The organism is Enterobacter cloacae complex sp. 418I7 (assembly GCF_050030705.1).
Lineage (GTDB): Bacteria > Pseudomonadota > Gammaproteobacteria > Enterobacterales > Enterobacteriaceae > Enterobacter > Enterobacter intestinihominis.
This window is the reverse complement of record NZ_JBLGUU010000001.1, coordinates 4,115,991-4,130,957: the sequence shown is the minus strand read 5'-3', so window position 1 is coordinate 4,130,957 and position 14,967 is coordinate 4,115,991. Positions and strand designations below refer to the sequence as shown.

Genomic DNA, 14,967 nt, shown 5'->3' with positions numbered 1-14,967 from the left:
CTCACATCAGAAATCCGCTTTCAACACCACGCGGTAGCGGGCTTTGCCGTCGCGCACGTGCTGGATTGCTTCGTTGATTTTTGACATCGGATACAGTTCGGTGGTCGGCGCCACTTTTGTGCGTCCGGCAAACTTCATCAGCTTGCGTAACTCATATGGCGTGCCGGTAGCAGATCCGGATACGCTGCGATCGCCGCCGATCAGGGTAAACGCCGGAACCGGCAGCGGCTTCATCACCGCACCCACGGTGTGGAAGTTACCGCCGTAGGCCAGGGCCTCAAAGTATGGCTGCCAGTCGAGATCGACGTTGACGGTGTTGATGATCAGGTCAAACTGACCTGCCAGAGCGGTGAGCGCCTCGGGATCGCGACTGTTCACCACTTTATCCGCACCCATCGCCAGCACTTCCTGCTCTTTCGCCGGGTTCGAGCTGAACGCCGTCACTTCACAGCCCATCGCGTGCAGCAGTTTGATGGCAATATGCCCCAGCCCGCCAATACCGATCACGCCCACGCGGCTGGTGGCAGTTACGTGATGCATCAGCAGCGGTTTAAATACGGTGATACCGCCACACAGCAGCGGACCTGCTGATTCAATATCAATGCTGTCCGGCAGCGGGATAACCCATTGCCAGTCGGCGCGTAGTTTATCGGCGAAACCACCCTTGTTCAGGATGGTCGGCGTAGCGCCCTCAAGGCAGTTGATCTGGTTACCGCTAATACAGGCGTCGCAGTGGCCGCAGCTGCGTGCCGTCCAGCCGATACCCACGCGCTGGCCCACTTTCAGCCCTTTGTCCTGCGCGGCGCTGCCGAGCGCCACGACGCGGCCAATGACTTCGTGCCCGGCAACCAGCGGATAGCTGGAAAAGCCCCATTCATTGTCGATCATCGAGAGATCCGAGTGGCAGATCCCGCAGTAATCCACCTGTACTTCGACGTCTTCCGCTTTTAGTTCGCCCGCATCGTACTCGTACAGCTCAAGTTCTGCACCCGCCTGCGGTGCGGCGTAGCTTTTTATCTTCGACATCGCGTTTCCCCTGTTTTGGTGTGAACTGTGAGTGTAGAGCATTCAGTTTACAGACGCTTAACAGAAGACGGCAGGAACAAAACTTACAGACTTTTCAGCATCCTGACTTCGCAGTCCACGTGGCCCGTGCAGCCCAGTGGCGCATCGATATGCTTAAAGCCCAGATGTTCATAAAGGCCAATGGCCTCTTTAAGGAAAGCGGTGGTTTCAAGGTAGCAACGTTTAAAGCCCTGTGAACGTGCATGTTCCAGGGCGACCAGCGCCAGCTTTTTCGCCAGGCCTTGTCCGCGTATCGTTGGCAGGAAATACATTTTCTGGAGTTCACAGATATCCGGCTCGCTGCAGAGCAGGGGGGCAATGCCGCCGCCGCCCACGACCTGGCCGTCCTGCTCGATGACCCAATAGGCATGGCCCGGCTGGCTGTACAGCTGAAAAAGTTCGTCCAGATTGGGATCGGCCACGGTGTAGCCTTTGTCGGCGGTCAGGCCATATTCGGCCGATACCGTGCGGATAACGGCGGCGATAGCCGGGTTGTCCTGCTCAGTGATCCGACGCATTGTCGTCGCGACGGGGGTAATCACGCTCATAGCATTACTCATGACAAAAATTGACACACAACTGCTGTTAATAGCACCGCAGAAAGGGGAGTGCAAGCGAGGAGTTTTCAGGAAGGATACCCCTTACGCCCTGAAGCGTAAGGGGTAAAAGCATTACAGGGCTGCAATAACCGCCTGCTGCTCGATCAGTTTGGTCTTCGCATCGGCGAAGGCAACCAGACGCTCACGCTCTTTGGCGATGACCGCTTCCGGCGCGCGGGCCACAAAGCCCTCGTTCGCCAGTTTGCTTTCGATTTTGCCAATTTCCACGTCGACTTTCGCCACTTCTTTCGCCAGACGAGCCAGCTCAGCGTCTTTGTCGATCAGGCCCGCCATCGGGATCAACAGCTCCGCGCCGTCGATAATTTTGGTCACGGAAACCGGACCTTTATCATCGGCAGGCAGCACGGTGATGCTTTCCAGACGCGCCATGGTTTTCAGGAAGGTGTTGTTCTCGGTGACGCGACGAACGGCAGCTTCGCTGCAACCGCGCAGCAGCAGCTCCAGTGGTTTACCCGGAGCGATATTCATTTCTGCACGAATGTTACGTACCGCAACGATCGCCTGTTTCAGCCACTCGGTATCCGCAGACGCGGCTTCATCCACTTTCGCGGCATCGAATGCCGGGAACGGCTGGAGCATGATGGTATCGGCGTTTATACCGGCAATCACCTTCACGCGCTGCCAGATGGTTTCGGTGATGAACGGAATGATCGGGTGCGCAAGGCGCAGCAGACCTTCCAGGACGGTAATCAGCGTATTACGCGTACCGCGCAGCTCCGCCTCAGTGCCGCCGTTCATGACCGGCTTCGCCAGCTCCAGATACCAGTCACAGAACTGGTTCCAGGTGAATTCGTACAGGATGCCTGCCGCGATGTCGAAGCGGTAACTGTCCAGCGCGTCGCGGAACGATTTCACCGTCTGGTTAAATTCCGCCAGGATCCAGCGGTCTGCCAGAGACAGGGTCATTTCGCCGCCGTTAAAGCCGCAATCCTGATCTTCGGTGTTCATCAGCACGAAGCGGCTGGCGTTCCACAGCTTGTTACAGAAGTTACGGTAACCTTCGAGACGCTTCATATCCCAGTTGATGTCACGACCGGTGGAGGCCAGCGCCGCCAGGGTGAAGCGCAGGGCGTCGGTACCGTGAGATTCGATCCCGTTCGGGAACTGCTTCTCGGTACGCTTGCGGATTTTCTCCGCCAGCTGCGGCTGCATCATGTTGCCGGTACGTTTTTCCAGCAGCTCTTCCAGAGAGATACCATCAACCATGTCCAGCGGGTCGATAACGTTACCCTTGGATTTGGACATCTTCTGGCCTTCGTCGTCGCGGATCAGGCCGGTCATGTAGACGGTATGGAACGGAACCTGCGGCTTGCCATCTTCGTCTTTGATGAAGTGCATGGTCATCATGATCATGCGGGCGATCCAGAAGAAGATGATGTCGAAGCCGGAGACCATCACGCTGGTTGGGTGGAACTGACGCAGCGCGTCGGTGTTTTCCGGCCAGCCGAGGGTCGAGAAGGTCCACAGCGCGGAAGAGAACCAGGTATCCAGCACGTCTTCGTCCTGGCGCAGCGCAACGTCAGCGCCCAGGTTGTTTTCCTGACGCACTTCCTCTTCGGTGCGGCCAACGTAGACGTTGCCTTCATTGTCGTACCACGCCGGGATACGGTGACCCCACCACAGCTGACGGGAGATACACCAGTCCTGAATATCGCGCATCCAGGAGAAGTACATGTTTTCGTACTGCTTCGGCACGAACTGAATGCTGCCGTTCTCAACCGCTTCCACAGCCGGTTTCGCCAGCACGTCGGCACGCACGTACCACTGGTCGGTCAGCATTGGCTCGATAACCACGCCGCCACGGTCGCCGTACGGCACGGTCAGATCGTGAGGTTTAATCTCTTCCAGCAGGCCGAGCGCGTCCACGGCGGCTACGACGGCTTTACGCGCGGCAAAGCGCTCCAGCTTCTGGAACTCAGCCGGGATGTCGCTGGAATAAACGTCGGATTCGTTGCCTTTGGTATCGTACACTTCTGCGCTTTCGCGGATATCGCCGTCGAAGGTCAGAATGTTGATCATCGGAAGTTGATGACGACGACCGACTTCATAGTCGTTAAAGTCGTGCGCCGGGGTAATTTTCACGCAGCCGGTGCCTTTTTCCATGTCGGCGTGTTCGTCGCCCACAATCGGAATACGGCGGTTCACCAGCGGCAGCACCACAAATTTGCCGATCAGATCTTTATAGCGCGGATCTTCCGGGTTAACGGCCACGCCGGTATCGCCCAGCAGGGTTTCCGGACGGGTGGTCGCCACCACCAGGTAATCTTTACCGTCGGCGGTTTTCGCGCCGTCGGCCAGCGGATAGCGGATGTGCCACATGGAGCCTTTAGACTCGCGGTTTTCCACTTCCAGGTCAGAGATGGCGGTACGCAGTTTCGGGTCCCAGTTGACCAGGCGTTTGCCACGGTAAATCAGGTCTTCTTTGTACAGGCGCACGAAGACTTCTTTCACGGCGTTGGACAGGCCTTCATCCATGGTGAAGCGCTCACGCTCCCAGTCCACGGAGTTGCCGAGACGGCGCATCTGACGGGTAATAGTGCCGCCGGATTCCGCTTTCCACTGCCAGATTTTGTCGATAAACGCGTCGCGACCGTAGTCGTGGCGGGTTTTACCCTCTTCAGCGGCAATTTTACGCTCAACCACCATCTGGGTCGCGATACCCGCGTGGTCAGTCCCCGCCTGCCACAGGGTGTTTTTACCCTGCATACGCTGGTAGCGGATCATGGTATCCATGATGGTCTGCTGGAAAGCATGCCCCATATGCAAACTGCCGGTGACGTTCGGCGGCGGGATCATGATGCAGAAGGACTCTTTGCTTTCGTCGCCGTTAGGCTTGAAATAGCCCTGCTGTTCCCAGTGCTCGTAAAGCGGCTGTTCGATATCGCGTGGGTTATATGTCTTTTCCATTATTTCCAGGTTGCCGTATTCAGGTTAAAACCGGCCAGGCGGTACGCTTTGTAGCGTTCGCGCGCCAGCTGTTTCAAAGATTCTTCGTAAGGGACAAAGTCTACCACTTCTGTGAAAGCGGTGGCAAAATCTGCAAAGTCTGTCCGCAGGCTAATGAGAATGTCGCGCGCGCTGCTGTTGCGTTTTTGCGGCCAGGCAATCTCCACCGGTGCCCCGCCGCGTGGACCTTCGCCCGACAGGTTATGCGGAACAAAACTCTCCGGCGGGCGCGCCCATAGCGCTTCATCCAGACGAATCGCCTGCTGCTCATCTTCACAGGCAATCAGGACGCGTTTACCTGCGCGCCAACGTTCTGCGGCAATTTCACACACCAGTTGTTCAACGGCGCTGAGGCCATCCTGATGGGTGTCATTGTCCAGAAGGTAGAACGTTGCATTCTTCATATATGGGGTTTCTTGTCGTGGATTTAAATGCAAAGCCGGGTGGCGCTACGCTTACCCGGCCTACGGTTGAGTGACGTTGTAGGCCGGGTAAGGCGAAGCCGCTACCCGGCGTTTTTCATCACTCGTCGCCGTTAAAACCCGCGCGATTGAGCAGGAACTGCGACAGCAGCGCCACCGGACGTCCGGTCGCGCCTTTGGCTTTACCGGAGCGCCATGCGGTCCCCGCGATGTCCAGGTGCGCCCAGTTGTACTTGCGGGTGAAGCGCGCCAGGAAGCAGCCTGCGGTAATTGCGCCGCCAGGACGACCACCAATGTTCGCCATATCCGCGAAGTTAGACTCCAGCTGTTCCTGGAACTCGTCCCCCAGCGGCAGACGCCACGCGCGGTCGCCAGCCTGTTCGGACGCGCCGATCAGCTCATGCGCCAGCGGATTGTGGTTCGACATCAGGCCGGTGATGTGATGCCCCAGCGCAATCACGCAGGCGCCGGTCAGGGTAGCTACGTCGATAACCGCTTCAGGTTCGAAACGCTCAACGTAGGTCAGCACGTCGCACAGCACCAGACGGCCTTCGGCGTCGGTGTTCAGCACTTCAACGGTCTGGCCGGACATGGTAGTCAGCACATCACCCGGGCGATAAGCGCGGCCGCCAGGCATGTTTTCGCAGCCCGCCAGCACGCCGATCACGTTGATGGGCAACTGAAGTTCCGCGACCATGCGCATGACGCCGTAAACCGCCGCCGCGCCACACATGTCGTACTTCATCTCATCCATGCCTTCTGAAGGCTTGATGGAGATACCGCCGGAGTCGAAGGTCAGCCCTTTGCCAACGAGCACGATCGGACGCGCGTCTTCAGACGGATTGCCTTTGTATTCGATGACCGACATCAGGGATTCGTTCTGGGAGCCGTTACCGACCGCCAGATAAGAGTGCATCCCCAGCTCTTTCATCTGCTGTTCGCCGATAACGCGGGTGATGACGTTCTTGCTGTAGGCGTCAGCCAGCTGGCGCGCCTGTGACGCCAGGTACGCGGCGTTACAGATGTTTGGCGGCATATTGCCAAGATCTTTTGCCGCTTTAATACCGGCAGCAATCGCCAGACCGTGCTGAATGGCGCGCTCGCCGCTGGTCAGCTCGCGACGGGTCGGCACGTTAAAGACCATTTTACGCAGCGGGCGACGCGGCTCGCTTTTGGTGGTCTTCAACTGATCAAAGCTGTAGAGGCTCTCTTTTGCGGTTTCGACGGCCTGGCGTACTTTCCAGTACGTGTTGCGGCCCTTAACGTGCAGCTCTGTGAGGAAGCAGACGGCTTCCATCGAACCAGTATCATTCAGTGTATTAATGGTTTTCTGAATAACCTGCTTGTACTGGCGCTCATCAAGCTCACGTTCTTTACCGCAGCCAATCAGCAGAATACGCTCGGACAGGACGTTTGGAACGTGGTGCAGCAACAGGGTCTGCCCTGGTTTGCCTTCCAGTTCGCCACGGCGCAGCAGGGCGCTGATATAGCCGTCGCTGATTTTATCGAGTTGCTCGGCGATCGGGGAGAGTCGGCGTGGTTCAAAGACGCCCACAACGATGCAGGCACTCCGCTGTTTCTCCGGGCTACCGCTTTTTACACTGAACTCCATGCACTACGCTCCTGAATCTTAAAGACAACGGCGGCGGCTACGGATAGAATTGAAACCTTTCGTAACTCATGTCCGCCGTTGTGGTGACTTCGTGTTAATCTTACGTTACTACGGTTTCGACACGTCAATAAATGTCATGAAGCGCGAATCCGCCGGGTTTTTTAATCTTAGCGATGATTTCGACGACTCAAGAGAATAAATGACGTTTAAGCCATGAAACAAGCTAAATTCCTGCATAAGACGAGTTTTAACGGGCGTATTTAAAGTGATAATCATAAGATATCTGGTTCGGGAGACGCTGAAGAGCCAACTGGCGATCCTCTTTATCCTCCTTCTGATCTTTTTCTGTCAGAAGCTGGTCAGGATCCTCGGCGCGGCAGTTGATGGCGAAATCCCAACGAATCTGGTGCTTTCCCTGCTCGGGCTTGGCGTGCCGGAAATGGCGCAGCTTATCCTGCCGTTAAGCCTGTTCCTTGGTCTGCTGATGACCCTGGGTAAGCTCTATACCGAAAGTGAAATCACCGTGATGCATGCCTGCGGCCTCAGTAAGGCCGTACTGGTAAAGGCAGCCATGGTGCTGGCGCTGTTTACGGGCATTGTTGCCGCGGTTAACGTCATGTGGGCGGGGCCGACCTCGTCCCGTCATCAGGATGAGGTGCTGGCGGAAGCAAAAGCTAACCCGGGGCTGGCGGCGCTGGCGCAGGGGCAGTTCCAGCAGGCGACCGACGGTAACTCCGTGCTGTTTATCGAAAGCGTCGATGGCAGCCGCTTCAATGACGTGTTTCTTGCTCAACTGCGCCCGAAAGGTAACGCTCGCCCTTCTGTGGTAGTGGCGGATTCCGGTCAGCTGGCGCAGCGTAAAGACGGCTCTCAGGTTGTCACGCTGAACAAAGGAACGCGTTTCGAAGGCACGGCTATGCTGCGTGACTTCCGTATCACCGATTTCCAGAACTACCAGGCCATTATTGGTCACCAGGCCGTCGCGCTCGATCCAACGGATACCGAGCAGATGGATATGCGCACCTTAATGAATACTGATACCGATCGTGCGCGTGCTGAACTGCACTGGCGTATCACGCTGGTATTCACCGTATTTATGATGGCGCTGATGGTGGTTCCGTTGAGCGTGGTAAACCCGCGCCAGGGCCGCGTGCTGTCGATGCTGCCAGCGATGCTGCTGTATCTGGTGTTCTTCCTGCTGCAAACCTCAATCAAGTCTAACGGCGGGAAAGGAAAAATTGACCCGATGATCTGGACCTGGGTCGTGAATGGTTTGTATCTGCTGCTGGCAGTCGGACTCAACTTGTGGGACACGGTGCCTGTGCGTCGTCTTCGTGCCCGGTTTACGCGTAAAGGAGCCATCTAATGCAGGCGTTTGGCGTACTTGACCGCTATATCGGTAAAACAATTTTTACCACCATCATGATGACCCTGTTCATGCTGGTGTCGCTCTCGGGCATTATCAAATTTGTCGACCAGCTGAAAAAAGCCGGGCAGGGGAGTTACGACGCGTTGGGCGCCGGGATGTACACCCTGCTCAGCGTACCAAAAGATGTGCAGATCTTCTTCCCGATGGCGGCCCTGCTGGGTGCGCTGCTGGGCCTGGGGATGCTGGCTCAGCGTAGCGAACTGGTGGTGATGCAGGCATCGGGCTTTACCCGTATGCAGGTTGCGCTGTCGGTGATGAAAACCGCGATCCCGCTGGTGCTGCTGACCATGGCGATCGGCGAATGGGTCGCGCCGCAGGGCGAACAGATGGCGCGTAACTACCGTGCTCAGGCGATGTACGGCGGTTCTCTGCTCTCCACGCAGCAGGGATTATGGGCGAAAGATGGCCAGAACTTCGTCTATATCGAACGCGTGAAAGGGGATGACGAGCTGGGTGGCGTGAGTATCTATGCTTTCAATAACGATCGTCGTTTGCAGTCAGTGCGTTATGCCGCCTCTGCTAAATTTGATGCAAACAACAAGCTGTGGCGGTTATCCCAGGTTGATGAATCTGACCTGACTAACCCGAAACAGATCACCGGTTCGCAGACCGTTAGCGGTACCTGGAAAACCGACCTGACGCCGGACAAGCTCGGCGTCGTGGCGCTTGATCCCGATGCGCTCTCCATCAGCGGTCTGCATAACTACGTGAAGTATCTGAAATCGAGCGGGCAGGATGCGGGGCGTTACCAGCTCAACATGTGGAGCAAAATCTTCCAGCCGCTGTCCGTGGCGGTGATGATGCTGATGGCGCTGTCGTTCATCTTTGGACCGCTACGTAGCGTGCCGATGGGGGTTCGCGTGGTAACCGGTATCAGCTTTGGTTTCGTGTTCTATGTCCTCGATCAGATTTTTGGTCCGCTGACGCTGGTGTATGGCATTCCGCCAATTATCGGCGCGCTGTTGCCGAGCGCCAGTTTCTTCCTGATCAGCCTCTGGATGCTGCTAAAACGCTCCTGATAAACCTTCTTCCTCGCTCCCGCTTGCCCGGGGGCGAGGCTAATCTCCTGTTTCACCCCGCACTTTTTCTCACAACCTTCAACGCCTCGCCGTGAATTTGAGTATTATTGAGCGATAAAGTCGTGAAGGGATCCTCTATGAAGCAAATTCGAATGCTGGCCCAGTACTACGTCGACCTGATGATGAAGCTCGGGCTGGTGCGTTTTTCCATGCTGCTGGCGCTGGCGCTGGTCGTTCTGGCCATCGTCGTGCAAATGGCCGTGACCATGGTTCTGCATGGTCAGGTCGAGAGCATCGACGTGATCCGCTCTATTTTCTTTGGCCTGCTGATCACCCCATGGGCGGTCTATTTCCTCTCCGTGGTGGTTGAGCAGCTAGAAGAGTCCCGACAGCGTTTATCGAAACTGGTGGATAAGCTGGAAGAGATGCGCGAGCGCGATCTTAAACTCAACGTTCAGCTCAAGGACAACATTGCCCAGCTGAATCAGGAAATTTCAGACCGTGAGAAGGCGGAAGCCGAGCGTCAGACCACGCTGGAGCAGCTGAAAATTGAGATGAAAGAGCGTGAGGTCACGCAGATCCAGCTTGAACAGCAATCCTCTTTCCTGCGCTCGTTCCTCGATGCGTCGCCGGATCTGGTGTTCTACCGTAATGAAGATAAAGAGTTCTCCGGCTGTAACCGGGCCATGGAACTGTTGACCGGGAAAAGCGAAAAGCAGCTGATACACCTGAAACCTCAGGATGTCTATTCCGAAGAGGCGGCGGCAAAAGTGATGGAGACGGATGAAAAGGTCTTCCGCCATAACGTCTCGTTGACCTATGAGCAGTGGCTGGATTATCCCGACGGGCGCAAAGCCTGCTTTGAAATCCGCAAAGTGCCTTATTACGACCGGGTGGGTAAACGTCATGGTCTGATGGGCTTTGGCCGTGATATCACCGAGCGTAAGCGATATCAGGATGCGCTGGAGCGCGCCAGTCGTGACAAGACCACCTTCATCTCCACCATCAGCCATGAGCTTCGTACGCCGCTAAACGGTATCGTGGGGCTGAGCCGTATTCTGCTGGATACCGACCTGACCAGTGAGCAGGAAAAATACCTCAAAACGATCCACGTTTCGGCGGTCACGCTTGGCAATATCTTCAATGATATTATCGACATGGATAAGATGGAGCGCCGTAAAGTTCAGCTCGACAACCAGCCGGTTGATTTTACCGGCTTCCTCGCAGACCTGGAGAACCTGTCAGGTTTGCAGGCCCAGCAGAAAGGGTTGAGCTTCGTGATGGAACCGACGCTGCCGCTGCCGCATAAAGTGGTGACGGACGGCACGCGTCTGCGTCAGATCCTGTGGAATCTCATCAGCAACGCCGTGAAGTTTACCCAGAAGGGACAGGTTGCGGTGCGCATTCGCTATGATGAGGGGGACATGCTGCACTTTGAAGTTGAGGACTCGGGTATCGGCATTCCTCAGGATGAGCAGGATAAGATCTTCGCCATGTATTATCAGGTTAAAGACAGCCACGGCGGTAAACCGGCGACCGGCACGGGCATTGGCCTGGCGGTGTCGAAACGTCTGGCGAAAAGTATGGGTGGGGATATCACCGTTGCCAGCCAGCCGGGTAAAGGCTCCACCTTTACGCTTACCGTCCACGCCCCTGCTGTTGCTGAAGAAGTGGAAGATACGTTTGAGAACGACGATATGCCGCTTCCAGCCCTGCACGTCCTGCTGGTTGAAGATATTGAGCTGAACGTCATTGTCGCCCGGTCGGTACTGGAAAAACTCGGTAACAGCGTGGATGTCGCGATGACCGGCAAAGCCGCGCTGGAGATGTTCACGCCGGGCGAGTACGACCTGGTGCTGCTCGATATTCAGCTACCGGACATGACCGGGCTGGATATCTCCCGCGAGCTGACGCACAAATATGCTCCTGACGAGCTGCCGCCTCTGGTTGCGTTGACCGCAAACGTGTTGAAAGATAAAAAAGAGTACCTCGAGGCCGGTATGGACGACGTGCTCAGCAAGCCGCTGGCGGTACCTGCCCTGACGGCGATGATCAAGAAGTTCTGGGATACCTGTGATGAAGAGGAGAGCACCATGACGTCTGTTGATAGCGCCAAAACCCAAACGATACTGGATACCGCCATGCTGGAGCAGTATATCGATCTGGTGGGACCCAAACTGATCACCGATGGCCTGGCCGTGTTCGAAAAAATGATGCCGGGCTATCTGAACGTGCTCGAATCCAACCTGACGGCGCGTGACCAGAAGGGCATCGTCGAAGAGGGACATAAAATCAAAGGCGCAGCTGGTTCAGTCGGGTTACGCCATCTCCAGCAACTGGGCCAACAGATTCAGTCGCCTGATTTACCTGCCTGGGAAGATAACGTAGGTGATTGGGTTGAAGAGATGAAACAAGAGTGGCAAAACGATGTGGCAGTGCTGAAAGCCTGGGTAGAATCCCGAAAAAAATGACCCCGGCTATACCGGGGTGCGCGAATACTGCGCCAACACCAGGGAAATCGTGGCTGCGCCTGATTTTTATGGGTTGTTTTCGCATGGACGCCGCCTGAAAATTAAGGCCGCACGCAGATAAGATAGCAAATCTTAAACAGTTTGTTACATGAATCAGTGAAATGTGTGAAGCATAGCGTTTTAATCAGAATTTTTAATGTGCTTCAGCGAGTTGCATAGAAGGATCGTCAGAATGAAGAAAGTGGGTGTCGTGCTGAGCGGATGTGGCGTTTACGATGGTTCAGAGATACATGAAACCGTGTTAACGCTGCTGGCATTATCGCGCCAGGGGGCCGACGTTATCTGCTTCGCTCCGGATAAAACGCAGGCAGACGTGGTTAATCATCTTACCGGCGAGCCAATGGCGGAAAGCCGTAACGTGCTGATTGAAGCGGCGCGTATTGTGCGCGGGGATATTCATCCGCTGGTACAGGCCGATGCGGCTGAGCTAGATGCGCTCATCGTGCCGGGCGGCTTTGGCGCGGCGAAAAACCTGAGCACGTTTGCAACGCAAGGCGCGGCGTGTCAGGTCGAGCCCGACTTAAAAGCGCTATCGCTGGCGATGCATGCGGCGGGTAAGCCGCAGGGCTTTATCTGCATTGCGCCAGCCATGCTGCCGAAAATTTTTGATTTCCCGCTGCGGCTCACGATCGGAACCGACATTGATACTGCTGAAATTGTCGAAGATATGGGCGGCGAACACGTGCCATGTCCGGTAGACGACATTGTGGTGGATGAGGACAATAAAATCGTCACCACGCCGGCGTATATGCTGGCGCAGAACATTGCCGAGGCTGCTGCAGGCATTGAAAAGCTGGTGGACAGAGTGCTGGTTCTTACCGAATGAGTCGTAAATTATCCCCTGGCGGGTGGTTAAAACGGATCCTGCTGCGTATTGTGCTGGTCCTGGCCGTTTTTTGGGGCGGAGGCATTGCGCTGTTCAGCATCCTGCCCGTCCCGTTCTCGGCCGTGATGGCAGAGCGGCAGATTAGCGCCTGGCTCTCGGGTGATTTTGGCTATGTTGCCCACTTAGACTGGGTCGGCATGGATGAAATCTCCCCGTGGATGGGGCTGGCGGTCATTGCGTCAGAAGATCAGAAATTCCCGGAGCACTGGGGTTTTGACGTGGCGGCTATCGAGAAGGCGCTGGATCATAATGAACGTCATGAAAACCGCGTCCGCGGTGCGTCGACGCTTTCTCAGCAGACGGTAAAAAATCTGTTCTTATGGGACGGTCGCAGCTGGGTGAGAAAAGGGCTGGAGGCCGGGCTGACGCTGGGCGTCGAGACGGTGTGGAGCAAAAAACGCATTTTGACCGTCTACCTGAATATCGCGGAGTTTGGTGACGGCGTGTTTGGCGTCGAATCGGCATCGCAGCGCTATTTTGGCAAGCCCGCCAGCAGGCTGACTATGTCCGAAGCGGCACTGCTTGCCGCCGTGCTGCCGAACCCGCTGCGTTTTAAGGCCAGCGCGCCGTCAGGCTACGTGCGAAGCCGCCAGGCGTGGATTATGCGCCAGATGCGTCAGCTGGGTGGGGAAGGGTTTATGGAGCGAAATAATCTTATGTAAAGCGGGTAAGCGCAGCGCTACCCGCCGACGTGGCGAACGTTAATCTTCGTCAAACCCGGCGTTAAACAGGGCAATCACTGCCGCCAGCGCTTCTTCTTCCTGCGGGCCGGTGGCTTCAACTTCAATCTGGCGGCCTTTGGCAGAATCCAGCATCAGCAGCGCAATCACGCTGTTGGCTTCTGCCTCGGTTCCCTCATCGTTGCGCAGCAGCACCTCAGCATCAAAACCCTGCATCAGTTCAAACAGCTTCATCGCCGGGCGCGCATGCATGCCCAGCTTATTGGTGATTTCGACGGTCTGTTTTACGGTCATGTTTTGCGTTTTTCCAGCGTGCGATGACGGGACTGAACGTTCTTCCCGCGTGAGCGGAAGTAATCGGCCAGCTGTTCGGCAATGTAGACCGAACGATGTTTACCGCCGGTACAGCCAATCGCCACCGTCAGGTAGCTACGATTGTTTGTCTCCAGCATAGGTAACCATAGCTCAAGGTAGCTTCGCGTCTGGTAGATAAAATTGTGTACTTCTGTGTGTCGGTCGAGGAACGCCGCCACCGGCTTATCCAGACCGGTCATCGGACGCAGTTTCGGATCCCAGTGTGGGTTCGGCAGGAAACGCACATCAAAAACGTAATCCGCATCGATAGGGATACCGTGCTTAAAGCCGAAGGATTCAAACACCATCGTCAGTTCGCGCTCGCGCTTGCCGAGTAAGCGAGTACGCAGCATTTCCGCCAGCTCGTGGACGGACATTTCTGAAGTGTCGACAATCAGGTCGGCCCGGGAACGCAGCGGCTCAAGCAGATCGCTCTCTTTATCAATGGCGCTTTCCAGCGAAAGATTTTTACTCGAGAGCGGATGCAAACGACGTGTATCGCTGTAACGGCGGATCAGCGTGTTGCGGTCAGCATCCAGGAACAAGAGCTGAGGCGAGAAGCACTCCGGCAGACTGTTCATTGCCTGCTCGAAGATTTCCGGCGATTCCGGCATGTTACGCACGTCAATACTGACGGCGGCAGAGATTTGCCTGTCCGCCAGCGTCCGCGCCAGATCGGGTAACAGCACTACCGGCAGGTTATCTACGCAGTAAAATCCCATGTCTTCCAGCGCGCGCAGGGCCACGGACTTCCCGGACCCCGAACGACCGCTGACGATCATCAGCACCATGTTCCGTTTCTCCTCAGGGCAGCCGTTCTGAAGGCCCTTTCCCGATTATGCCTCATCCTGATTGCCTTCTGCTTCAGTGATAATTTGATAAAGCTCTTCATCACTTTGAGCTGAGCGCAGTCGACGACAAATGGTTTTATCCGCCAGACGTTTGGCAACCAGCGACAGCGTGTGCAGGTGGGTTTTGGTCTGATCGGCAGGAACCAGCAGCGCGAAGAGCAGATCCACAGGCTGGTTATCGATGGCGTCAAAAGCGATAGGCGTTTCCAGTTGCACAAACACCCCCACGGCACGCAGCGTATCTTCTTCCAGCTTGCCATGCGGGATCGCAATGCCATTGCCGATGCCGGTACTGCCCATTTTTTCACGGGTCAGAATGGCTTCAAACACGATCTGCGGCGGCAGACCCAGCTGTTTTGCGGCCAGCTCACTGATGATTTCCAGCGCACGTTTTTTGCTCTGGCAGTGAACGCCACTGCGGGTACAATCCTGGTTAAGGACATTGCTCAGTTGAAGAGCGGAATCGTTGTTTATCATAATTTCACCTAAGCGCTAACTGTACAAATGGCCTGTTGTGTTTCACAACAGGCCGTCCTGCACCCGTTAACTGCC

13 protein-coding genes are annotated in these 14,967 nt (G+C 56.0%); 5 read left to right on the top strand and 8 right to left on the bottom strand.

Annotated elements, in window-relative coordinates; translation table 11 throughout:
* Positions 1–6 precede the first annotated feature (6 nt).
* The 5 genes from ahr to pepA form a co-directional block, all read right to left on the bottom strand.
* Positions 7–1,026: an NADPH-dependent aldehyde reductase Ahr gene (gene ahr, locus ACQG0S_RS19925; protein WP_022649538.1), complete on the bottom strand. Its 1,020-nt coding sequence runs from the start codon at positions 1,024–1,026 to the stop codon at positions 7–9.
* A gap of 83 nt (positions 1,027–1,109) precedes the next feature.
* Complete coding sequence (locus ACQG0S_RS19920) at positions 1,110–1,613, bottom strand: GNAT family N-acetyltransferase (RefSeq protein ID WP_048966236.1); 504 nt, start codon at positions 1,611–1,613, stop codon at positions 1,110–1,112.
* A gap of 123 nt (positions 1,614–1,736) precedes the next feature.
* Positions 1,737–4,592 carry a valine--tRNA ligase gene (locus ACQG0S_RS19915; protein ID WP_023298725.1) on the bottom strand — a complete coding sequence of 952 codons (2,856 nt, stop codon included), beginning with the start codon at positions 4,590–4,592 and terminating at the stop codon, positions 1,737–1,739.
* Complete coding sequence (gene holC / locus ACQG0S_RS19910; RefSeq protein WP_003861884.1) at positions 4,592–5,035, bottom strand: DNA polymerase III subunit chi; 444 nt, start codon at positions 5,033–5,035, stop codon at positions 4,592–4,594. Before holC ends, ACQG0S_RS19915 begins: the two co-directional genes overlap by 1 nt.
* A 118-nt stretch (positions 5,036–5,153) precedes the next feature.
* Positions 5,154–6,665: a leucyl aminopeptidase gene (pepA, locus tag ACQG0S_RS19905; RefSeq protein WP_003861882.1), complete on the bottom strand. Its 1,512-nt coding sequence runs from the start codon at positions 6,663–6,665 to the stop codon at positions 5,154–5,156.
* Between the two features lie 265 nt (positions 6,666–6,930).
* On the opposite strand from pepA, the gene lptF reads away from it, so the two are divergent.
* The 5 genes from lptF (at position 6,931) to mtgA (ending at position 13,192) form a co-directional block, all read left to right on the top strand.
* On the top strand, positions 6,931–8,031 hold the full coding sequence (gene lptF / locus ACQG0S_RS19900) for an LPS export ABC transporter permease LptF (protein WP_023307066.1): 1,101 nt from the start codon (positions 6,931–6,933) through the stop codon (positions 8,029–8,031).
* On the top strand, positions 8,031–9,113 hold the full coding sequence (gene lptG, locus ACQG0S_RS19895) for an LPS export ABC transporter permease LptG (protein WP_022649534.1): 1,083 nt from the start codon (positions 8,031–8,033) through the stop codon (positions 9,111–9,113). Before lptF ends, lptG begins: the two co-directional genes overlap by 1 nt.
* A 137-nt stretch (positions 9,114–9,250) precedes the next feature.
* Positions 9,251–11,584 (top strand): aerobic respiration two-component sensor histidine kinase ArcB, encoded by a 2,334-nt coding sequence (arcB, locus tag ACQG0S_RS19890; RefSeq protein WP_048966237.1) that lies wholly within the window; start codon positions 9,251–9,253, stop codon positions 11,582–11,584.
* A 232-nt stretch (positions 11,585–11,816) separates the two neighbouring features.
* Complete coding sequence (gene elbB, locus ACQG0S_RS19885; protein ID WP_038416794.1) at positions 11,817–12,470, top strand: isoprenoid biosynthesis glyoxalase ElbB; 654 nt, start codon at positions 11,817–11,819, stop codon at positions 12,468–12,470.
* Positions 12,467–13,192 carry a monofunctional biosynthetic peptidoglycan transglycosylase gene (mtgA, locus tag ACQG0S_RS19880; RefSeq protein WP_048966238.1) on the top strand — a complete coding sequence of 242 codons (726 nt, stop codon included), beginning with the start codon at positions 12,467–12,469 and terminating at the stop codon, positions 13,190–13,192. Before elbB ends, mtgA begins: the two co-directional genes overlap by 4 nt.
* A gap of 39 nt (positions 13,193–13,231) precedes the next feature.
* Here the strand turns inward: mtgA and npr are convergent, their stop codons facing one another.
* Genes npr through ptsN form a run of 3 tightly spaced genes read right to left on the bottom strand, consistent with a single transcriptional unit; the run spans position 13,232 to position 14,892 of the window.
* Complete coding sequence (gene npr, locus ACQG0S_RS19875; protein WP_003861872.1) at positions 13,232–13,504, bottom strand: PTS phosphocarrier protein NPr; 273 nt, start codon at positions 13,502–13,504, stop codon at positions 13,232–13,234.
* A complete protein-coding gene (gene rapZ, locus ACQG0S_RS19870) occupies positions 13,501–14,355 on the bottom strand; it encodes an RNase adapter RapZ (protein WP_003861870.1) in 855 nt (284 codons plus the stop codon). Before rapZ ends, npr begins: the two co-directional genes overlap by 4 nt.
* Before the next feature lie 45 nt (positions 14,356–14,400).
* Positions 14,401–14,892: a PTS IIA-like nitrogen regulatory protein PtsN gene (ptsN, locus tag ACQG0S_RS19865; RefSeq protein ID WP_003861869.1), complete on the bottom strand. Its 492-nt coding sequence runs from the start codon at positions 14,890–14,892 to the stop codon at positions 14,401–14,403.
* Between the last annotated feature and the right edge of the window lie 75 nt (positions 14,893–14,967).